The 22,375-nt window shown below is 66.5% G+C and carries 11 protein-coding genes and 2 pseudogenes; 8 read left to right on the forward strand and 5 right to left on the reverse strand.

The window, feature by feature from the left end; translation table 11 throughout:
* Positions 1-17: 17 nt before the first annotated feature.
* The gene (locus ACWC24_RS13895) at positions 18-665 is read right to left on the reverse strand and encodes a peptide deformylase (protein WP_450663024.1); all 648 of its coding nucleotides are present in this window, start codon (positions 663-665) and stop codon (positions 18-20) included.
* A gap of 157 nt (positions 666-822) precedes the next feature.
* Here ACWC24_RS13895 and ACWC24_RS13900 point away from each other — a divergent pair, with 157 nt between their 5' ends.
* Positions 823-2,232, forward strand: coding sequence for a PepSY-associated TM helix domain-containing protein (locus ACWC24_RS13900; protein WP_450663025.1), 1,410 nt, complete (start codon positions 823-825; stop codon positions 2,230-2,232).
* A gap of 123 nt (positions 2,233-2,355) precedes the next feature.
* Here ACWC24_RS13900 and ACWC24_RS13905 read toward each other — a convergent pair whose 3' ends face one another.
* Complete coding sequence (locus ACWC24_RS13905; protein ID WP_450663026.1) at positions 2,356-2,703, reverse strand: tetratricopeptide repeat protein; 348 nt, start codon at positions 2,701-2,703, stop codon at positions 2,356-2,358.
* Positions 2,704-2,925: 222 nt separating this feature from the next.
* Here ACWC24_RS13905 and ACWC24_RS13910 point away from each other — a divergent pair, with 222 nt between their 5' ends.
* The 3 genes from ACWC24_RS13910 to ACWC24_RS13920 all read left to right on the forward strand — a co-directional run bounded on the left by ACWC24_RS13910 (position 2,926) and on the right by ACWC24_RS13920 (position 7,833).
* A complete protein-coding gene (locus ACWC24_RS13910) occupies positions 2,926-3,891 on the forward strand; it encodes a pirin family protein (RefSeq protein ID WP_450663027.1) in 966 nt (321 codons plus the stop codon).
* 985 nt (positions 3,892-4,876) lie between these two features.
* The gene (locus tag ACWC24_RS13915) at positions 4,877-5,332 is read left to right on the forward strand and encodes a hypothetical protein (protein ID WP_450663028.1); all 456 of its coding nucleotides are present in this window, start codon (positions 4,877-4,879) and stop codon (positions 5,330-5,332) included.
* 116 nt (positions 5,333-5,448) lie between these two features.
* Positions 5,449-7,833 carry a hypothetical protein gene (locus ACWC24_RS13920; protein ID WP_450663029.1) on the forward strand — a complete coding sequence of 795 codons (2,385 nt, stop codon included), beginning with the start codon at positions 5,449-5,451 and terminating at the stop codon, positions 7,831-7,833.
* 142 nt (positions 7,834-7,975) lie between these two features.
* Here ACWC24_RS13920 and ACWC24_RS13925 read toward each other — a convergent pair.
* From ACWC24_RS13925 to ACWC24_RS13935, 3 genes and pseudogenes are all read right to left on the reverse strand, one after another.
* Positions 7,976-8,761: pseudogene (locus tag ACWC24_RS13925) on the reverse strand (transposase family protein).
* A gap of 40 nt (positions 8,762-8,801) precedes the next feature.
* The gene (locus ACWC24_RS13930) at positions 8,802-9,710 is read right to left on the reverse strand and encodes a DUF6615 family protein (protein WP_450663030.1); all 909 of its coding nucleotides are present in this window, start codon (positions 9,708-9,710) and stop codon (positions 8,802-8,804) included.
* Positions 9,711-9,976: 266 nt separating this feature from the next.
* A pseudogene (locus tag ACWC24_RS13935) lies at positions 9,977-10,177 on the reverse strand (transposase); the annotation flags it as partial.
* A 621-nt stretch (positions 10,178-10,798) separates the two neighbouring features.
* Between ACWC24_RS13935 and ACWC24_RS13940 the strand changes: the two are divergent.
* The 4 genes from ACWC24_RS13940 to ACWC24_RS13955 all read left to right on the forward strand — a co-directional run bounded on the left by ACWC24_RS13940 (position 10,799) and on the right by ACWC24_RS13955 (position 22,092).
* Positions 10,799-17,086: a hypothetical protein gene (locus ACWC24_RS13940; protein ID WP_450663031.1), complete on the forward strand. Its 6,288-nt coding sequence runs from the start codon at positions 10,799-10,801 to the stop codon at positions 17,084-17,086.
* Complete coding sequence (locus ACWC24_RS13945; RefSeq protein WP_450663032.1) at positions 17,058-17,801, forward strand: hypothetical protein; 744 nt, start codon at positions 17,058-17,060, stop codon at positions 17,799-17,801. Before ACWC24_RS13940 ends, ACWC24_RS13945 begins: the two co-directional genes overlap by 29 nt.
* 395 nt (positions 17,802-18,196) lie before the next feature.
* Positions 18,197-20,281: an ATP-dependent nuclease gene (locus ACWC24_RS13950; RefSeq protein ID WP_450663033.1), complete on the forward strand. Its 2,085-nt coding sequence runs from the start codon at positions 18,197-18,199 to the stop codon at positions 20,279-20,281.
* The gene (locus ACWC24_RS13955) at positions 20,278-22,092 is read left to right on the forward strand and encodes a UvrD-helicase domain-containing protein (protein WP_450663034.1); all 1,815 of its coding nucleotides are present in this window, start codon (positions 20,278-20,280) and stop codon (positions 22,090-22,092) included. The genes ACWC24_RS13950 and ACWC24_RS13955 overlap by 4 nt, the downstream gene beginning before the upstream one ends.
* Positions 22,093-22,375: the final 283 nt, after the last annotated feature.

Genomic DNA, 22,375 nt, shown 5'->3' on the forward strand with positions numbered 1-22,375 from the left:
CAGTCCTCCGTCCCTGCTCAGCCCGGCAGTTCGAACCCCAGGGCCTTCGCCGCCGCCTCGGGTGTGGCACCCGTCCAGCGCTCCAGCACCGTCTGGTTCGACGACAGCGAGCGAGGCTCCGCCCGGTCGAGGTAGAGCATCCCGTCGAGATGGTCCGTCTCGTGCTGCACGATCCGGGCGGGCCAGCCCGTGAACACCTCGTCCAGCGCCCGGCCGTGCTCGTCCTCACCGGTCAGCCGCACCTCGGCGGCCCGCGCCACCACCGCCTGCCAGCCTGGCACGCTCAGGCAGCCCTCGAAGAACCCGGCACGGGCCGTGCCGACGGGCGTGTACGACGGATTGACCAGCACCCGGAACGGCAGCGGCACCCGGCCCCGGGCCAGCCGGACCTCCTCGGACACCGGCGCCGGGTCCTCGATCACCGCGATCCGCAGCGGCACCCCCACCTGCGGTGCCGCCAGCCCCACCCCCGGCGCCGCCCGCATGGTGACACGCAGCGCCTCGACGAAACGCGCCAGCAGCGCGGGTCCCAGCTCGCCCTCGTAGCGCCCGGTGCCGGCCCGCAGCACCGGGTCGCCGGCCGCGACGATGGGCAACGGTCCTTCGGCGGCGAGGAGTTCCTCCACCAGCTCGACAAGGGGAGTGCGATCGCTCGGAGATGCCATCGAGCCAGCATGCCACGGCCCCGCGCGAGCGACGGCACTCGCCTGTGACACGCGCCACTCGATGCCCCGGGAACTCGGCCGGACCCGCCACCGACTACTGGACCGCCACGCTCACCGCCCTGGCAGCCCACGTCCCCGACCGCCGGAGAAGCCGCCCATGCCCACCGCTCCCTCGACCACCACGGACGAGGCCCCGCGACCCGTTCCACCCGCGCCGTCCCCCCGCGGGTGGACCACACTGCGCCCACTGGTCCTGCGACTGCACTTCTACGCGGGCGTGGTCGTCGCGCCGTTCCTGCTCGTCGCCGCGGTCACCGGCCTGCTGTACGCCGGCTCGTACCAAGCCGAGAAGCTCCTGTACGCCCACGAGACGACCGTGCCCGTCGGCGACGCCGAACTGCCGATCTCCGCACAGGTGGCCGCGGCCCGCAAGGCGCACCCCGAGGGCACCGTCACCGCGGTACGGCCCTCGCCGGCGCCCGACGCGACCACCCGGGTGCTGCTCTCCGGCGTCGAGGGCGTCGGCGCCGACCACACGCTCGCCGTGTTCGTGGACCCGTACACCGGCGAGGTGCGCGGCGCCCTCGAACAGTACGGCTCGTCCGGCGCGCTGCCGCTGCGCACCTGGATCAGCGAACTCCACCGCAACCTCCACCTGGGCGAGACCGGCCGCCTCTACAGCGAGCTCGCCGCGAGCTGGCTGTGGGTGGTCGCGCTGGGCGGCCTGGCGCTGTGGTTCTCGCGCCGCCGCGCGCTGCGCAAGGTGCGCGGCACCAGCGGGCGCCGCCGCACCCTGGGCCTGCACGGCACCGTGGGCGCCTGGGCCGCGGCCGGGTTCCTGTTCCTCTCGGCGACCGGTCTGACCTGGTCCACGTACGCCGGTGCGAACATCGACGAACTGCGCACCTCGCTCGGCCAGTCCACCCCGTCCGTCGCGACGGCGGCCGGCGGCGGGGAACACGCCGGGCACGACGCGGCCGCCGCCGGCGGGGACGCCGGACCCGGCGTCGGCCTCGACAAGGTGCTGGCCGCCGCGCGCGCCGAGGGGCTCGGCGACCCGGTGGAGATCGTCCCGCCCGCGGACGCCTCCTCCGCGTACGTCGTCAAGCAGATCCAGCGGAGCTGGCCCACGAAGCAGGACGCGGTCGCGATCGACCCGGCGACCGGCGAGGTCACCGACGTGCTGCGGTTCGCGGACCACCCGGTGCTCGCCAAGCTCACCCGCTGGGGCATCGACCTGCACAGCGGGGCCCTGTTCGGGCTGGTCAACCAGCTCGCCCTGATGCTGCTCGCGCTCGCGCTGATCCTGCTGATCGTGTGGGGCTACCGCATGTGGTGGCAGCGCGGCCGCGGCTCGGCGTTCGGCCGCCCGGTACCACGCGGCGCCTGGCAACACGTACCGCCGTACGTCCTCGTCCCCGGCCTCGCGGCGGTCGCCGTCCTCGGCTGGTTCGTGCCGCTGCTCGGTATCCCGCTGGTCTGCTTCGTCGCCGTCGACGTCGTACTCGGCGAGATCGCGCACCGGCGGGGGAGGCGGACCTCCGGCGGCGGAGCGGCGACCGGGTGACGCCGTAGCGGAACGACGGCGGGGTACGCGGCAGCGCTGCCGCGTACCCCGCCGCGTGTCCCGGTCCCGTCCGGGCCGGACCGTCACCCTCCCCGGTCCGGCCGCTCAGACCTGTCAGACCTGTCAGACCTGGTCGAAGTCGCCCGCCAGTGCCGAGGCGATCCGCAGGTGCGAGGCCGCCTCCTCGTGCCGGCCCTGGCGCTGGAGCGTGCGGCCCAGCATCAGCCGGGCGTAGTGCTCGACCGGGTCGCGGTCCACGATGATGCGCAACTCGCTCTCGGCGCGGCGCAGTTGGGCCGAGTGGTAGTAGGCGCGCGCCAGCAGCAGCCGGGCCGCCGTCTGCTCGGGCACCTCCTCGACCAGTCCGCCCAGGACCCGGGCCGCCGCCGTGTACTCCTCGGCGTCGAAGAACATCCGCCCGCGCTCCCAGCGCTCCGCAGTCGTTCCGTGGTCGTAGTACGTCGTGTCCACTCGTGACCTCCTTCGGGGGCGAGAACGGCCCAGGGTTGTTGAATATTCCACTATGCCGGGACTTGCGGGTGCGGACGGCCGCCCTCGGCCCGGCGCGCACCGGTGGGCCGCCGCGGCGGCCCACGCACCGGGAACCGCATCCGGAAGCGAACCTCTACCTGACCGGGCGACAGCGCGGGCGACGGACTGACGGGGCGGGTCCGGCGGGGCTAGGTTGGCGCCATGAGCAATCTTGACCGCGAGCCGGTTCCCGCCGTCTGCGGTGGCCGTGGGTTCGTCGTGGCGGAGCCGGTGCGTGAACTCCTCAGCCCTCGCCGCGTCCGGCTCGGCGGGTCCACCGAGGTCCGCCGGCTGCTGCCCAACCTGGGTCGGCGCATGGTGGGCGCCTGGTGCTTCGTGGACCACTACGGCCCCGACGACATCGCCGACGAGCCCGGCATGCAGGTGCCCCCGCACCCGCACATGGGCCTGCAGACGGTGAGCTGGCTGCACGAGGGGGAGGTGCTGCACCGCGACTCCACCGGAAGTCTCCAGACGATCCGCCCCCGCGAACTGGGCCTGATGACCTCGGGCCGGGCCATCAGCCATTCCGAGGAGAGTCCCCGGTCGCACGCCCGCTTCCTGCACGGCGCACAGCTCTGGGTCGCGCTGCCCGACGGCCGCCGCCATGTCGACCCGCACTTCGAACACCACGCCGAACTGCCGGTGGTCACCGGCCCGGGCCTGAAGGCCACGCTGATCCTGGGCGGCCTCGACGGCGCGACCTCGCCCGGGACGGCGTACACCCCGATCACCGGCGCCGACCTGGCCCTGGCCGCCGGCGCGGACGTACGCCTGCCGCTGGAGCCGGACTTCGAGTACGCGGTGCTGTCCATGTCCGGCGAGGCGTGGGTGGACGGCGTGCCGGTGCTGCCCGGCTCGATGCTCTATCTCGGCTGCGGCCGCGCCGAACTGCCGCTGCGCGCCGAGTCGGACGCGGCACTGATGCTCCTGGGCGGCGAGCCGTTCGAGGAGGAACTGGTCATGTTCTGGAACTGGATCGGCCGGTCGCAGGAGGAGATCGTACAGGCCCGCCAGGACTGGATGGAAGGGAGTCGCTTCGGCGAGGTGAAGGGCTACGACGGCGCGCCGCTGCCCGCCCCCGAACTCCCGCCCCTGCCGCTGAAGCCGCGGGGGAGGGTGCGCTGAGCTGCGCAGACGTGTCACGGTGAGCACTGCGGGCGGAGGCTTCAAGGCCTCCGCCCGCAGCGTGCGTCACCGGTCTTCGCACTTCCCGATCGGCTCGGCTTTCGATGAGTAGGGCTGGTGTCGCCATTCCAAAGTTTGGACGTCTGTGGCCGGGTCTGGCAGAACCTTTGCTGACCTATGCTGACTTTTCTGACGGAAGGTCAGATGGTGGCCTGTCCTCCTTCGCCAGGTGCAAGTCTGGCTGTTCACGCGTCGTGAGCCGAGCTGCTGGGCGACGCCTGCAGGTCTGGCGAGAGCCGCGTCGTCGAGCGGGAAGGCCTTCGGGGCGGGGGCTCCGTTGTTGTAGGAAGAAGACGACGGCGTCAGGCGCTCGAGAGCCGAGCGGCGCGAGAGATGGCGAGCCTGCGGGCCGCCCGAGGACGGAAGGACGCCCGTTTGGGGGCCAGCAGGTTCTTGGTCTGCTGGTGGTACAGCAGTTGCACCCAAGCTGACCAGGGGAAACAGCAGTTGGTGCGGCTCGCTGGAGGGGTCTGGTCCGGAAATGGTCCGGATCTTGGTCCGTCTCGGCTTGCGCAAGGTGTTGCTGCTGGGCGGGACCTCCTCGGACCGGCGCTGTGATCGGCAGTGCGACGAGCTGGGTTCCGCCGGGGGCCTCCCCCGTTTGCCGAGTACGGGTCGGCGGGTTCAGATGTCCAGGCGGCGGCGCCGGGTAGGCCGTTGAGGAAGTCGGTCGCCTTTCGGCCTTCGGCGGTCAATGAGTCGCAGCGGAGCCGGTCAGACGCCACGGCGGCGGCAACCAGGAGCAGGGCGGCGCTCACCCCGGCGGACGACGCAGCACGCCGCCCTGCAGCGGATCTCCTGCCCCGTCGTGCTCGCTGCTGACGCTGGTAGCGCCTGGTGACCACGTGATTCCGATGAATCTTCGATCAACACCTGAGTTCAGGCGCTAATGTGCCGACATCACCATAGAAGCAGGGGAACTTACGTGAATCTTGACCCGTCACAGCTCTTTGACGACTCGGTCACCTGGCTCCTCCAGGCCCTCAAGGCCGGCACGGGCGAGGGCATCAAGGCTGCTGTAGCGCGGTGGTTCTCCCGGGGGGACGATGATGCCGAGCAAACCGTCCTCAGCCGCCTGGACCGCACGGCTGACGTGCTTGGCGCTGCTCCCGAAGGTTCGGAAGGCGAGGGCGTACTCAATAGTCAGCATGAGCGTTGGGTCGGCCGGTTCGAGGATGCCTACAGTGACTGGGACGGCGACCAACAAGCATTTGCTCTAGAGGAGTTGAGGTCTCTCCTTGAGGAGCATGCACGGGCCGTTGGCGCGCAGTCGGGCGACGGTGGAGTCTCAGTGGCCGGAAACATGAGTATCAAGGCCGAAGGCGGTTCCATCGCTGCAGCCATCATCAACGGCGGAGCAAGCATCGGCTCCCCTTCCTAGCCGACTTCGGCACAGAGCTGAACGAAGCCACGGCCACCTCCAGCCAGGCGCCAGTATTTCCGGACCTGGCTCAGCTCCCCTCTGATGCGCGTTTGATCTTTGCGCAGGATCGTTCGATGGCGGCCGAGAAGGTCGTCATCTACAACTTCCCTCCCTCCCACACGTCGGCGCCTCCGCTGCCAGCTGTCAGCAAGTCCTTCGCGTCCTGGGAAGTGGGTGAACTCAGTGTCAAACCATCCGTCGGGGAGGGGCTACCCCCGTATGTCGAGCGGGCCCACGACCTCGAGTTGCGTCAGTGCCTGAGAAAGATCAGGAACGGCTCCTCCTCAGTCGTCGTGATCGAGGGAAACTCCTGTGCCGGGAAAACACGCGCAGCCTACGAAGGCGCCGGTACAGAGCTGCACGACTGGGCGCTGCTCTATCCTCACTCAGCTGACGGCCTCACGCAGGCGGCAGCAAAGGGGCTGGTCAGACCACGAACCATCATTTGGCTCGACGACGCCCACAGCACTGTCCTTGCCGATCGGGACGGCGAGGAGGCCGCCGCTCTGCTCCTGACGCTCAAAGATGCCGTGAGCCACCTGGCGATCGTCGTCACCATCTGGCCCGGCCACTACGAAATGCTCACCGGCGCCGCCCCTGCCTCCCAGGGGCAGGACCGCCTTGCTCGGCGCCGGACGCTTCTTCAAGCCAGCCACTGCGTCACCGTCCCCGACACCTTCACCGACCGCGAGCTCGATGACTTCCAACGCCGGGTCACCGACCCGCAGTGGGTGCAGGCGGTAGACAGCGCCCGTGGTACCCAGGAGTTGACCCAGACGCTGGCCGCCGCCGTAGAACTCATGCACCGCTACCGCCGCAGCGACCCCCCCGGCAAAGCCCTGGTGACCGCAGCAGCTGACCTCCGCCGACTCGGAGTGCGCGAACCCATTCCAGTGCGCACCCTCACCGCAGCAGCACCCGGCTACCTGACCTCGCACGCACGCATGAAACTCGTCGGTGACTGGGCAGCAACCGCACTCGCCTGGGCACGAGAACCCTGCCATGGCGTGTGCCCTGCGCTGCCGCCCGTCCTGCACCCCGACGGCATCGGACCGGACCCGGACCGATGCGACCTCAATGACTATCTGGAGCAGCACATTGCCGAGGAGCGTGCCTTCACCGCCCCTCCTTCCCCCTTCTGGCAGGCCGCGCTGACGGCGGATCTCGGCGGTCTCTCCTATGCGAAGTTGGGCACCGCAGCCTTCTCCAGCGCCCGGTTCAAGATCGCTCGTGATCTTTACATCAAGGCACTTGAGCGTCACCACACACCGGCGTTCAGTGACCTCTGCGTCCTCTATAGCGAGACGGGAATGATCCACACGCGGCGCGGAATCGACGAGCTCCTTGCGCTGTGCGAACCGATTGAGGACGGCGGCGAAAGCGCCTTTCATCTGGGCACCGACATCGGTTATGTCGCGACGGGGCAGGTGGACGCCGAGTATCGAGAGAGGAGTGTCGAACTCGCTACGGCGCTGCTCGAGCGCGCTGCTGAGGCAGGCCACGCGCTTGCTAGGACCGCCCTCGTCATGATGTACGAGGATCTCGGCCAGCTGGATGAGGCGGCCGCGGTGGCGCGGGTAGCGGATGCTCCAGAAGCCCAGCAGGGGCATCCAGCGGCACTCTTGCATCAGGCGGCGGAGGGCGACGCGGACGCGCTGCACGAACTGAAGAGGCTCGCGCACACCGGCGGGCCCCGCTGGCATGCCCTCGTGGCCAGGGCCTTCGACGTGCCCTCCCGTCTGTGCGCGTGGCCTTCCAGGCTGAGCAAGCAAGGGGAGCGGGACCTGGCCCGGCAACTCCTGGATGTCGGCGTCGCCGCGAAGTCCGCTGCGGCTCTGGGCATGTTGCTCGACTTCCTGGACCGCCCGGAGGATCAGCAGGAGGCAGCGGCCCTCAAACGTTCGGCAGCAGAAACCGATTCACACTTCTTGTTCCAGCTGTTCATGGAACTGTGGCCCGAGCGCCGACGCGAGGCACTCGCACTGCTCAGCAGAGCACGCCGTCAGCGCCGGCACGGGGCCGTGCGGACCGTCGTCCGGCATCTACACAAGATCCCCAGTGCACGCCACACCGCTGAAGACATCGCCCACATTCTGGCCATGAGAGACCGGCAACCCTGGGCACAGTACGAACTGGCCTTGTGGATGTACGAGCGACTCGAAACACCTGAGGAGGGACTGCCCCCGCTGGAGAGTATTCCCGACGAGGTGTTCGCGCTCATGGAAGCTGCAGCGGTTCATCACCAAGACGCACGCCGCTTGTGGGGACAGCTCCTGAGCCGCATGGGGAGGGAGTACGAAGCCCGCGAGGCCCTGTTCGCCGCTGTTGACAGCGGCGACTACACCATCGTCACCCACGGCGAACTCGGTGAGCACCTGTTCCCGGACCAGCCGACCAAGGCCGAGCAGTTGAAGATGTACGGCCTCACCGCTGAGGGAGAGCCACACGACGTCTGGTAGTCCAACGATCAGGAGCTACGGCCATCCACTCCTCGGCCAGTTGCCCGCGATCGAGTCCGCTCATCCATCTCAGAGCCCGACTAAAGGGTGTTGAGCAAGGCCGTGTTCGGGCAGGTCAGGGCTCGTGAACACGGTCTTCTGGTCATGATGCGAGGACGAGGTTGTGCATCTGGGCGACGGCCTGGACGGCGTGGTGGAGGCCGTCGCCGTGCTGCCGGCAGTCACGGAGGATCTTGGAGTTCTTCATCCGGCCGATCATGTGCTCCACCCGGGCACGGACGGTGCGGTGCGCGGCGTTGTCGGCCTCCTCGCCCGGCAGCAGGGCCCGTCGGGGGCGCTTGCGGTGTGGGGTGACCATCCCGCAGTTCAGGTAGGCGCCGTTGCCGAGCAGGGTGATGCCTTCGCAGTGCTCGGCCATGCCGGACGCGCGCCAGGCGTGCGCGTCCGCGGTGGTGCCCGGCACGGGCCGGGCGGCGGCGATCACGAGGCGGGTGTCGGCATCCACGATGACCTGCACGTTCGCCGAGAACCGGTAGTTGCGTGCCGACGTGCCGACGTGCCGACGTGCCGACGTGCCGGTCGCGGACCGGCAGGAGCGTGCCGTCCACGATCTACAGCCGGTCTGCTGCGTCGTTCGACCGGGAATCGGGCTCCAATGCCAGCAGCGGTCCCAGCCGTTGGATCACCCGGCACACGGTCGAGGAGGAGATCCCGAACAGTGGCGCCAGCTGCCGTATGGTCAGGCTCGTGCGGTAGTACACGGCCACGATCAGCACTCGTTCGGCCAGCGGCGGCTCCACGGCCAGCCCCGCAGGGTGCCGTTGCCGCCCCGGTCCCGGACCGCCTTGAGCAGCCGGCCGAACTGTTCCACCCGCAGCCCCGTGAACGTCTCCACCCACACCCGTTCAGACCTCAACACCCCAGCTATACAACGGAGATGCTCAGATCACGGCCTTGTGTAACACCCTTTAGGTCCGCTTGCGCGGCCGCTTCTGCTCGACGATCACAGTCTGGGGTGATGCGGGCACCTCGTCCTCGGAAGCCGGGACGAAGAGACCTGGAGTTCTGCTGCGCATGACTTCGACGTAGGTCGGAAGCTCGAAGGTCCGCTGCTCACGCTCGATCGGAATCTCCCCGAGGTGCAACGAGGCGTCTCGGGCGCCACGGACGCCCCCGCGCCGGGTCAACACTTCGAGAGTGCCGTGCACGCGGTCCACCCAGTCGCCCCGGTCTAGCCTTCGCGGCCATCGCTCCTCTACATCCTTGGTATAGGGCGGGAAGCCAAGGGCGTACGACCAAGGGACGGCTGCAGAGAGGTATTTCTGAATGCGGAATCTCTCCGCGACGGACTTACCCATGTCGCCGTCGCTGAGCCTCTTCACCTCCGCAGCTGAGATGATGGCGCAGCCGTAGTGACGCGGTTCTACGTGCCCGCATTCCTTGTACGACTTCCGGTTCGGGCAGGCATTCCACTCGGCGGGCGGCGCCCAGTGGGTGCCCTCTTCGAAGGTGCCTTCGGGCCAGCCGTTGTAGAAGACATGAAACCCGTAGCGGGCCTGGTCAGGGTCACAGCCATTGATCAACATGTCGTACTGGAAGGTGCCTTCCTCTGCACCGTGGTGGGAGAGCATCTGGTAGCGGTAGTCCTCGTATACGCGCTTGGCCTGGATGCGCAGACAGATCCAGCCCACCTCATCACTGCCGAGCCACCACTCCCAGTCGGCACCAGATCGGGTCTCCTGTTGCTGCGTGTACTGGTAGGTCAGCAGTCCGGATACCTCGGTCTGCAATGTGAGGAGCAGTTCCTGCGTGGAGGTCGTCTCGTCGTACTTCAGCCCCATGCGACGTGCATGCTCGATCTTCTTCCAGTTGCTCATCGCGGCAGTGTCCATTGCCAGGCACAAATCCCGGAACCGTTCTATCGCCATGACGGAACTCTTCCACGGACGAGCCTGCGGTGAGGGGCATTGTTCGAGCTGGGCGCCGCAGGCCGGGGAGGGTAAATCGGTGAGGGCGATGCAAGACGGCGGGGCTCTCCCGGGTACCGCGCCTTGACGAACAGCAGCTGTCGAGGGCGCGACCGGGCACGAGCGAGACTCTGGGCGGGCACCACGTTGAGCAAGGATGGCCAGCACAATTACGCCCAGTCCGGCAGCCGGCGCCAGCACGTCAGCCCAGAGCCGAAGCCGAGCTCCTGCGGGAGTTCCCACTAGATGTCGGTGTGCAGGACGTACAGGATCCGGCACAGCACCTGGCGGTCCGGGACCGGAAGACGGCCGGGGTAATGAAAGCGGCGTTCCTTCTTCGACAGCAGCGACTCGACCCGGTCCCAGAGGTCGCCCAGTACGCTCCACGGTGAAGTCTGGCTTCTTTGGCGTCCCGAAGACGGCGACGTGGGCCGGGCAGGACCCGCGGTCGCTCAAGGTGCTCCTCCTCGGGGGGCAGAGGCTGGCGACGCCTCCGCCTGGGCCGTCCTCGTTCAGCACATGGCGCCGGCGCTGACCCACGCTCCGCAGCCGTTCATCACCGCCGGCCAGGGCAGCGAGGCAGGCGACGGCCGTAAGGGCGTGCGGCGCACCCCCAAGAGTGCCCTCGCCGCCTTGGCCTTGGCGTACACAGCAACCAGCGGCCCGGGCGTCAGCCGGGCCCTTCTCCTCGCGTTCGCGAAGGCCGTGCTGGAGCACCCGGACGCAACTCAGCCTCCGGAGGTGGAAGACGGTAAGTCTCTAATCTGCTACGGCGAGCAGCACTGGGTTGAGGGCCGGACGCCGATCACCGCGGGGATGGCGATCGCGAGCGCTGTCTTGAATCCGCGTCGATCGTTTCGGACACGATGCGTCGGTGGATGCGTTGCCGGAATCAGGGAGACATGAGTAACGTGTGCAGGCTTGTGCCGTCTTGGTCTGTGGTGATGTGAGGGAACCCTTGCCCGATTCCGTCGCTTTGAGGTCTGCCGGGAGTGGGCATGCCTGACACCGATCTTCTGCGTGCCAGCCGTGACGGCGATCAGTTCCACTATCACTGGGCGGCTCGGCAGGCGCTGAAGCTGTTGCTCCCTGGTGCAGATTTGACTGCGATCGCCATCGAGGGCGTGTCGCAGGATGACACGACGGGGCGCGACGGTGAAGACGTCATTGACATCGCCGAGTACTACGGCGCGACCGGACTTCGCGAAGCGAACCGCGTGGTGTATCGCCAGCTGAAGCATTCGACTGCGCGGGCCACCGAGGAGTGGACCGTGTCGGGACTTGGCGGCACCGTCAGCGGGTTTGCAGAGAAGTACCGACGAATCAAGCTGGAGTCGCCGGGACTTGAGCGGAAGGTCATCTTCGAGTTCCTATCCAACCGCCCGGTCCGCGACTCCGTTCTGCGTGCGATCAGGGTTCTGGCAGTGGGCGGTGAGCTCGGCGACTACGCTCACGAGGTCAAATTTCTCAAACAATATGCGGGGTTCTCGGACGACGCAGACGGCGAAGCCGGTTTCTTCAATCAGCTGCAAGTGGATCCCACAGCGCCAGGCTTGCTGCGACTCGAAGGACTGTTCCGGCTGGATCTAGCCGGATTTCTGCCCGGCGCTCCCGATGTGCAGCCCCTTCTGCTGAAAGAGATGATCGCGCGACGCGCGACCTCGCTGGAGACGAATCACGTCGTCGACCGCTCCACTGTGCTTACTGCTCTCGGGATCCCACCAGAGCGCCTTCTGCCTGCCCCCAACCTCATCCACCTGCCCGGACGCGTCATTGTGACTCCGCAGACTCGTGCGATCGTCGATGACATCGTGCGGCTCGGCCCGCGGCCTGTCATTGTCCACGCGGCCGGCGGTGTCGGGAAATCTGTGCTTACCACGCAGATTGAACGGAACTTGCCGGCGGGCTCCATCACTCTCGTCTACGACTGCTTCGGGAACGGGAGTTACCGGCGCTCCAGCTCGCCCCGCCACCAGCATCAACAAGGCTTGGTCCAGCTGGCTAATGAGCTTGCTGCGCATGCCCTTTGCGACCCGTTGATTCCGGCTGGTACGGCCCAGCCGACCGATTACGCGAAGGCATTCGTGGTGAGAGTCCGGGGCGCGGCAGAAGCCATCGCGGCCTCCACCCCGGGAGCGCTCTTGGTTCTCGTAGTGGACGCGGCCGACAACGCGGCTCTCATCGCGAGAGATGGTGGTGAGCGCGCCTTCGTCGCAGACCTGTTGCGGGAGGCACTACCGGACAACGTGCGACTCGTCATGCTGTGCCGCACCGAACGCGTCGATCTGCTGGAACCGCCGCCTGGTGTCCACAGAATCGAGCTCGCGGGATTCGGCGTCGCCGAATCCAGGCAGCATTTGGCGTCGGTGTTCGGAGCGGTCACGGAGGCACAGGCGGCCGAGTTCCACCGTCGTACCGGCGGCAACCCCCGGGTCCAGGCGTTCGTTCTCAGCACGACGTCGAACATCGAGTCCTGTCTCGCCTCTCTCGGGGAGGCGAGACATCCCGACGTCTCCTTGCTCGACGAACTCCTGCAGGGCTTGGTGGACCAGTGTAAGGACGCCAACCATCATCTGAGTGCGGAGATCGACCGACTGTGCGAGGCCATGGCCGCACTCCGGCCGAGGATCCCCGTAGGCGTTCTGGCCGAGCTGTGCGGCGTGCCGGCCTCGGTCATCCACAGCTTCGCAGCGGATCTCCGCCGCCCTCTGCTCGTCGATGGTGACGCCCTGCAGTTCCGTGACGAACCGACCGAGACTTGGTTTCGAACGAGGTATCGTCCGACCGGCCAGTCCCTAATTGACTTCATCGACCGCCTGACGCCGCTCGCCGCAGGCGAACCGTATGTGGCAGCTTCTTTGCCGCAACTGCTGTGGGAGGCCGGTCAGGTCGACACCCTGGTTGAGCTGGCGATGACCGACGGCGCCCTCCCCGAGGGGGACGATCTGGAACAACGGGAGATCGCTCAGCAGCGGGCTCAGTTCGCCCTCAAGGCCACGCTACGCGTGGGCAAGGAATGGGAGGCTGCCAGGCTTGCAATCAAGGCTGGCAGCCTGGCCGCCGGCCACTCTCGTCGGCTTCATCTGCTGAGGAGCAATACCGATCTGGCGGGCGCGTTCCTGGACGCCAGCACGGTCGAAGACATAGTGGCGAACCGCAGCCTTGCCGCGGACTGGCCAGGTTCCAACCTTCACTTCGAAGGCGCCTTGCTCTCGTTCGCCGTAGGCCAGACCGACTTCGCCCGCAGTCGACTGCGCAGCGCGGCGGAATGGCTCAAGGCATGGGTGCGGCGGCCTGACGACGACGAACCACACCGACACCACGTCACCGCGGCGGACATTGCTGAAGTCGCCTTCGGGCTACTCAACACCGACGGTGTGGAGGCGTGCGCCGAGTACTTGGCCCGATGGCGCCCCAATCGAGTTGGCTTCGAAGCTGGAGTGATCATCACCACCCGGCTAGCCGACTCGGGCCGTACCGAGGAACTGGAGGCCCTCGGCCACGCGGCCACGCGCTTGAAGTACCTCCAGTTCGCCGTCGCCTATGCCGCCTGGCAGGCCAACCTCGTGTGCCAGGCACCGCTTGCGCGGCGCCTGGTGAGAATGCTGAAGCGCCAACGCAGACCCGTCTCCTTTCGCCGACATCCGGGTGTCCCGGAGGAGAACAAGGCACTTCCGGCGGTCGGTTGGATCATCGCCATGGGGCTGCGCCACAGCGTGCTGTCGGACGCGGAGGCCGAACGGATCCTGCGTCTCAATCTCCCTGACGACCTGGGCCGGGGTGCCGGAAGCCGCTACGGCCTGAACACCGACACACTTGCCCTCCTGTGCGGCTTCGCGCTGCTTTCTAAGATCCGGAGGCAGCCCTTCGATGCAGACATGGTTGCGGGCGACGACGTCCTGGAAGCGCGGCAGCATCCTCATACGTACTCGCGCACACTGAACGACCACGAGCAGAGCGTCGTGCCCCTCGGTGCCTGGGCGAGCCTCTGGATCGACTGCCTAGTCGGAGCCTCCGGCGACACAGAAGTCCCGTTCCGGGATCTCGTGGCCTCCATGCCGGGACAGCATGGTGGACATGAGGTGCCGTACTTCCTGTATCGAGGGGTCGCGCGACTCGGTGTCCGGATTCTCGCCTTCGGCTCGTCCGAGGTGACGCGTCAGCTCCTGCTCGACTGGTACCGGGCCACGCAGAGGAACATTGCAGACGAAGTCCTGATTGACGCCGTCCGCGCAGCGGCCCCCGTCGATGAATTGCAGCACATCGCTGTCGAACTCGCGGAGTCCGTCGCTGCGTCGCTCGACACCACTCAGGACAGTGCTGAGTACAAGGCGGAGCGGATGGTGAAACTCGCTCGCGCAGTCCAGCGATTTGACGCACGCGAGGCTCACGCCTACTTCACCAGGGCGATCGATCTGACCGACCGCGTGGGCGACGACGTACATGTGCTGTGGGGGAGCGTCCTCGCCGTCGCTCGCCGAGCCTCCGAGGGCAATCACGACGACGATCGCCGCGCATATCGCGTTGCACAGCTTGCCGAGAGCATTCAGCCCTATCTCGGGGACGGAATGGATCATGCCGCGGTCCTGAGCGTCATGGGCCGCTTGAACCCGACGACCGCGACAGTCGTCGCCTCCCGTTGGCGTGACCGTCGGTTGTGTTCTGAGGGTCCGTTCATTCAGGCACTTCTCGACGAGGAAGCGGGCCCGCTTGCTCCCTCCGCGGTCACTGCTCTGGCGACGGTGCCGTTCGACGAGTACCGTGTCGGCGCCCTCCAGCTCGTTGAACGAGCCCTTCGCGAGGCTCCCGACGACGGCGAACGCATCGCCGGGATTCTGGGAGAGTTCCTGCGGGCACGTCGTTTCAGCAGCGAGTCCTTCGAACGCCTTGACCACGCCACCAGCGAATTGGGCATCGACCTCTCCGGCACGTTGTTCGCCGTCCGGTCCCGCAACATCGCGTTCCCAGCGTCGTCCGGCTACAGCTCTCCCCGGTGGACGCGGGGTGAGGAGGACGAAGGGCGGATGGCGCGTACGCGACAGTTGGAGGCTGCCCTAGCAGCGTGTGATCTCTCCACCCAGGAGGGCTGGGAGAAGGCTCGCCAACTGGTTCGCGGATCGGACCACTTGCTGCGTATGGAGCAGGTCATCGACCACGCGGTCAGGGTCCCCCTGCGCAAACTCGACGACATGCTCATCGCATTCCAGTCCAACCCCCACCTCAGCACCTTCGACTACACACATCTGGTCCAGAGGCTGGAAGAGCTGCCCTTGCTGCCCCTGGCCGCCCGCCAGCAACTACGTCACCTCGCTGACACGGTCACCACGCGGTTCAGCCGGGAACTGACCACAAAGGGCTACGAGCCGATCAAACTACAAGGGCTCGCCGGTCTGGCCGGCACACCTGATGCGGATCTGCTCGGAACGGCACTCCGGGAACTCGGTTCGCAGCCTGCTGTGTTCCTCCCCGAGGAGTGCTACTACCTGGCGGCCCGACTCGCTCCACGGCTCACCGGCGTACAGGCGCAGGTCGTCCTGGACGACTACGGGACCATGCTGGCCGGCCTCGCCCCCGAGGATTCGGCCGACGGGATGTTCGCCGATCTTCCCGCCAAACCAGCAGCGGCTGCAGAATGCTTTGCAGGCTATCTATGGGCGGTTCTCGGTGACCCCGAGCACGGCGCTAGGTGGCGGGCGGCGCACTGCGTCCGACTCCTCGTTGAACTCGGTTGCAAAGAAGAACTCGACGCGCTGCAGCGCTTCGCGCTGGGCAGTCTTGACGTCACCCCGTTCCACGATGCCCGTCTGCCTTTCTACGACCGACACGCCCTCCAATGGCTACTCTTCGCCCTTGCACGCGCCGCTCAGAACACGGCAACGCATCAAGGACTGATCGAATTCGAGCCGTTGCTGCGTAAGGTCGTCTTCGATGACGAACCGCATGTCGTGATGCAGGAAAGTGCGAAAGTGATCTGCCTCGCCCTGGCCTCTTCCGGCTACGGAAGTCTGACAGCAGACGAACTCGACATCGTGCGCAGCATCAACAGACCGAAGAATGTTGTCAGCCAGCCATGGGCTGAACGCAGGGCAAGGGAATCGAGTGACGCGGATGAGGGATTCCTCGCACTTGAGCCGAGCGATTTCCGGTTCGACTGGGACTTCAAAGACCGCTGGTGCAAATCGCTAGGGGAGGCTTTCGGGATCTCAGAGGAGACGGTCCTGCGACTCGTCGGGCACACCATCACGGCCACCTGGCAGCTCGCCTGTCGTGGCGTACATGAGGACGACCCGCGCTACGCGCTCAAGTTGTACAGGGAAGGAAGCACCTTCGCCCACCATACGACCTGGCCGGACGCTGACGATCTAGACTTTTATCTCTCCACCCACGCCGTGTGGACTGTCGCCGGGGAACTGCTGAAGACGCATCCCGTGTACCAGGACAGCGAGGCGGACACAGACCTGTTCACCGACTGGCTCGGTGACTTCCTACTCACGCGCGACGACGGCAGATGGCTTGCCGACCGGCGAGACCCCTCGCCCCAAAGCGTCTTCCAGGGACCATACGACTCACCAAGACCCGACTGGATCTGGCGGTTGAACAGCCAGCACTTCAGTGAGCGTCTCCTGGCGAGCGACGGGTGGGTCACGGTCTGGGAGAGCTCCGACGACACGAGCTATGAGGCCGCGCAACAAGTCCTGATCCGCAGCGCTCTGGTCACTCCCGAAAAGGCCAGGGCGCTCGCGCTCGCCCTGCAGACCGCCCCTTCGTACATGGCATACCGCATCCCGGACGCCGACGACAGTGAGTACCAGTTCGATACCCAAGGCTTCCAACTGACGGGATGGATTGCCGTCCCGGACGGCCGCGAAGGCCAGGACAACAGAGACCCGCTAGCCGGCGGGGTCCGGTACCCGCCGTACCGGCCCGTTGAGGAATTCGTCGGTCTGCTTGGGCTGGAACCGGACGCAGACATGCGCGAATGGACCCGTGCCGACGGCCTCGCCCTCCGCAGCACTGTCTGGGACGACACAGCCGCGACCAGCTCGGACCGAGTAACAGGAACTGAGGGACAGCGGCTGGAAATCCGGCGCGATGCCCTCCAGCAAATCCTTTCCCTGACCGGACGCAGCATGATTGTTGAAGTGATGATCGACCGCACTCATAAAGATCACAATGAGCCCTACTCGGTGAGGTACGACCAAGACGATGACGAATCCCTCCCCCCACGCGAAAGGTCCTACAAGATTTACCTCTTCGATGACTCCGGAAGATGCGGAGAGCTTTGAGCGCACCCTCGAACTGGGCAAAGAGATCGCAGCTAGCCTCCCGGACCACGATGTACTGGGCCGATGGATGGCCCACCACATCGGCGACTTGATCATCCGCGCCGAGACAGCCTCTGAGGCGGAAGCTGACGACGTACGGCGTGAAACGGCGACCGCTGTGCTCGCGCTTTGGAACCACCGGGCGGCACTCCCCATCTCCAGACCGCCGCTCGACACGTTCGGGTCCGTCTTCACCGCTCTGGAACGGCTGAGCGAGCCTCAAGACCCGTGGGACTTCTACCGGATATTCCAGCGGGGGAGTGAACCCAGCGAGGACGACATGGCAGCAGCGCCGCTGCTTCGGATCGCATTGAACCTTGAGGAGATCGTCCGCCGCGTCGTACGTACGATCGTCACAGTCGCTGCAGGGGAAGCCGCCGACAGGGAGGCGAAGTGGCTGAGGCTCTCTGACCATGTCGAAGACGACGAGCAGCGAGCCGCGCGGGATGCGATCCTCGAGTTGGCACGGACCCTCGAAACGTACGCCGGTGATGCTGACGGTCAACCAGCAGCGGGGGATACCGGGTTCTCGAAGTTGATCAGTGACCTCCTGCGTGCCGAGGCTCAGCTCGGAGAAGCCCGGGGAGCACTTGAGGGCTGGCTACCCGGGAATCGGTCAGAGAGCGAGTCCGGGGGTCCTGTGTGGGGGCGGGGGACATCTGTTGCTGCTGATTGACCTCTGCAGTTCATGACGGCCTCATGCAATTGGCGGTCTTTTTCGGCGTGTTGTGCTGCGCGGGCATGCCTCGTCGATCGGTGGGGTGCCGTCGTCGCCTTCCTGGTGGCCGGATGGGTGCCGTATCTCGAACATTCGGGGATGAATTCAGATCGATAGGCAACCGAAACTGAATCAAATGCGACCGCTGTGCATTTAGAGAATTATGGTGACAAGATACGGCCCCATATCCTGAGGGGGTGACGGCATCTCATGGGGCTTGTGGCTTCCTTTGCTGTGTGTTCCCAGGGTGTTTACGAGCGCAGCAAGGAGCCGCGATGACCCAGCCCAGTGTTCCGCGTGCCATCCCAGGCCCGCGAGACGGCTCCGCCGAACCACACGGGACCGTAGTCCCGGTGCCGCCCCGGCTCACCAAGGCGGTCATCCGCAACTTCCGGCTGCTCCGCAGAACCGAGCTTTCCTTCACGGACAAGGTGACACTGTGCGTCGGACGCAACAACACGGGAAAGACCTCGCTGGCGAAACTGTTCGAATTCTTCGTGGCGAGGAAGAAGGCCGCGCTGCGCATCGAGGACTTCTCTGCCGACTGCTACGAGGAGTTTCTGGCCGCCCATCGCCTCTTCGCCTCGGGTGAGGCGGAGCAGGCGCGCGACACGGTTCCGGCAGTCACCCTCACCCTCCACATCTCCTACGACAAGGACTGCGGCCAGTACGGACCCCTGGCCCCCTTCGTGGTGGACCTCGACCCCGACTGCTCCGAGGTGGTGATCAGGTTCGCCTTCGCGTTGGGGGACGGTGCCTTGAAGGAGTTCTTCGGCGGCGTGCCGGTGGGGCCGGATGCCACGGCCACGCTTGAGCAGTTGGGCAGAGGCATCCCGAAGTACTTCGAGATGTCGGTGATGGCGGTGGACCCGACCGATGAGGCGAACGTCCGACCGGTCGACCTAGCGGACGTGCGCACCCTGGTGAGGGTGGACTTCGTCGAGGCGCAGCGAGGGCTGGACGACGAGAGCGACGGACATGCCGCACCAATCGGAGCGGTCTTTGAGCAACTGCTGACCGCGGCGGAGAAAGGCCAGAACGCGACGTGGCTGGAGGAGCTCGCCGCGAACATCGACACGACGCTCGTGGACACCTCCGGCAGTCTCGACAGCAGCCTCCAGAAGGTCCGCGAACAGGTGGCACCGACGTTGAAGGCATTCGGCTATCCGGGTCTGGCCAACCAGGAGTTCGTCACGGCCGCCCGACTGGACTCCAAGAGGCTGCTCAGGAACTTCGCGCGCATTCACTATCCAGGAGTGGCCGGTGTGCGGTTCCCGGAGTCGTACAACGGCCTCGGTACGCGGAACTTGGTGATGATTCTGCTCAGGCTCTTCACCTGCTATCGCGACCATACGGCGACCTCCCCGGAGTCGGGGATCCATCTCGTCTTCCTGGAGGAACCGGAGGCCCATCTGCATCCGCAGATGCAGGAGGCGTTCATCCAGCGACTCACGTACTCCGTCAATCTGTTCCCTCGGATCGACGCGCAGATGAGAGCGAGGATGCCCGGGCAAAAGGGAGCGGTCGAGGAGAGCAGCACCGCAATCGACAGCAGCCCCCGGTGGAACGCTCAGTTCGTGGTGACCACCCACTCGGCACACGTGGCCAACCGGGGACACTTCTCCGACATCCGGTACTTCCGGAAGGAGGAGGACACCGTGGAGAGCGGAAGCGAGCCGGGGCCGGCCCGCACCGTCATCAAGGACCTGTCCCAGGTGACCGGCGACGAGAGGTTCCTCCGCAAGTACCTGACCCTCACCCGGGCCGACCTCTACTTCGCGGACAAGGCCATCCTCGTCGAGGGCGCCAGCGAACGTATCTTCGTCCCGGCTGCGGAGGAGAAGCTGGCGGCGAGGAGGCCCGGAGAGACGCCCCAGCACCAGTACGTGACCTTGATGGAGGTCGGCGGGGCGCATGCCCACAGGTTCTATCCGCTGCTGAAGGTCCTCGGGATCCCAGCCCTGATCATCACGGATCTTGATCCCGTCGACGACAGGGATCCCAAGATCCGCAAGTGCCTGGTGTCCGAATCCGGACGCACGTCCAACCAGTCCATCAGGGCGTGGTCTCCCGAGATGGCCGACATCACGGTGGCCGAGCTGCTGCAGCGGGCCGAGACGGACCCGCCGATCGCCAGCGGCAGCATGTGCCTCGCCTACCAGGTGCCGGAGGAGCCCGGCGGTCCGTGCGGCCGCACTTTCGAGGACGCCTTCGCGCTGGCCAACCGGGCTCTGTTTGGTATCCCCACAGGCGCCGCTCCCGCCGAGGAACTGGAACAACAGGCCCGTAGCAGCGTGGAGACCAGGCGCAGCAAGGTCGACTTCGCCCTCGACCACGTCCTCGGAGACCACGACTGGCAGGTCCCGAAGTACATCAGGCGCGGCCTCGAGTGGCTCATGGCACAGGACGGGACGGCGACGAAGGCGGACGTCCAGTGACGACCGAGGCGGAAGACGTCACGCACACGATCCTGACGGCTCTCCAGGCGAGCCGTCACTTCAAGGTGGAGGCCGGTGCCGGTGCGGGCAAGACCAGCTCACTGATCGAGGCGCTCCAGAGCATCCTGGCTGACCGCCCCCGCTACCTCCCGCGGCCCCACCAGCGCATCGCCTGCGTCACCTACACCAATGTGGCCCGCGACGAGATCATCAGCCGTACCGACCGCAGCCCGTACGTGTTCGCCGAAACCATCCATGGTTTCCTGTGGCAGCTGCTCTCCCCTTTCCGCAAGCACCTGTTGCGCCACATCGTCGAGCTGGACCTCATGCCATCGAAGATGGAGGGCCACACCTCACTGGACGGCTACACCGTCGAGTACAGCACCGGCTTCCAGAAAGTGGACCACGACAGCCGTCGCGTGCAGCTGGGTCACAACGATCTGCCCGTCCTCGCGAGGGCGTTTTTCGCCCTTCCCAAGTTCCGGGCCCTGGCTGCCGACCGGTTCCCGATCGTCTTCGTGGACGAGTACCAGGACACCCCCACCGGTCTGGCGGAGGCCATGCTGGGCACGCCGGGCGATGAGGCCACCGCGCGCGGCCCCCTCTGCGGCTTCTTCGGGGACCATTGGCAGCAGATCTACGACAACGCGTGCGGGGCACTCGAGGACGCCCGCCCGACACCGGTCTTCAGACGGCGCAATCGGCGCTCGCAGCGCGCCGTCGTGAACCTCCTGAACACGATGCGTCCCGAACTGACTCAGACCACGGCGTCAGGAGTTGGCGAGGGCACCGTTGCCGTCTATCACACCAACGAATGGGCCGGGACGAGGCTTACTCACCACCGGAAGGGTCAGCTCGGCTGGGACGCGGCCCACGCGGCCCGGAAATGGGTACTGGACGACGTCCGCGACCGGTTATGGAGCACCGGGGCATCCGGTCACGATGCCCGGGCGCGGGCGGAGGAGCCCAGTACGAAGATCCTCATGCTCACGCACGAGACGATCGCCGGCGAACTGGGGTATCAGAAGCTCCACGGGGCCTTTCGGCGCAACGATTCTTACGTGAGGAAGGAGGACCACGCCATGGCCTTCTTCATGGACACGCTGGAACCGGCCCTGCTCCACCACCGGAACAAGCGCTACGGCGCGATGTTCGACGCACTCGACCCCCGTGGCCGCCCACCCATCAACTCGTCTGCCGACAAGCAGGAATGGATGGCGTTCCTGACGAAACTGGGGGAGGCCCGCAAGACGGGCACGGTCGGCGACGTCCTCGACCTCTGTCTTGAGCAGCAGCTCTTCGACGGCCTGGGGAAGGTGCGCGAGCGTCACCGGAAGGCCGTGTCACCATCCGGCACCGACCCGCAGGTTGTGAGTGACAACAAGGCCGAAGCCCGGGTGGCGGCGCGGTCGAAGGAGTACCAACAACTGCGCCAGGTGCCGTACGCGGAGTTGCTGGCGTTGAACGAGCACCTCGGCGGCGGCACGCCCTTCGCCACACAACACGGAGTCAAGGGACTGGAGTTCAACCGGGTCCTCGCCGTGGTCAGCAAGGGCCACTCCCGCTTCCAGATCCCCGAGATGCTGGCTAACTTCTCCCGGCGCGACGAACTGATGGACAAGGAACTGGAGGCGTTCATCAGGGCACGCAACCTCTTCTACGTGGCATGTTCACGGGCCAGAGAGCACCTGGCCATCCTCTTCACCACGAAACTTCAGCCCGCTGCACTGGACACCCTCCGGGAGTGGGTCGGCGAGTCGCGGATCACGTCGCTGCAGTTCGACGGGGATACGGTGGCGGGTGGCGAATGAGGGACGAGGCGGGCCGGACGGATCCCCGGGCCACAAGCTCCGTGCCTGCGCAAGGAGTCGGCACCTGCTGGAGGTGCACGAGGGAGAACAGGCTTTGTCAGCAATGACAACTGTCGCGTGCCATCGCAGGGGACGTTCCCAGCGGTCAAGGGCGGATTCACTACCTGGAGGAGCGGACCGCCCCCCAGACTGCGATGCAAGAGGGCGCGGCTGACTACAGGGGGTGGGGCGGCGCGTCAGCCTGACTGTCAGTGGTGCCGCATACCCTGAATGAGCACCTCGG

Source organism: Streptomyces sp. NPDC001443 (assembly GCF_053597355.1).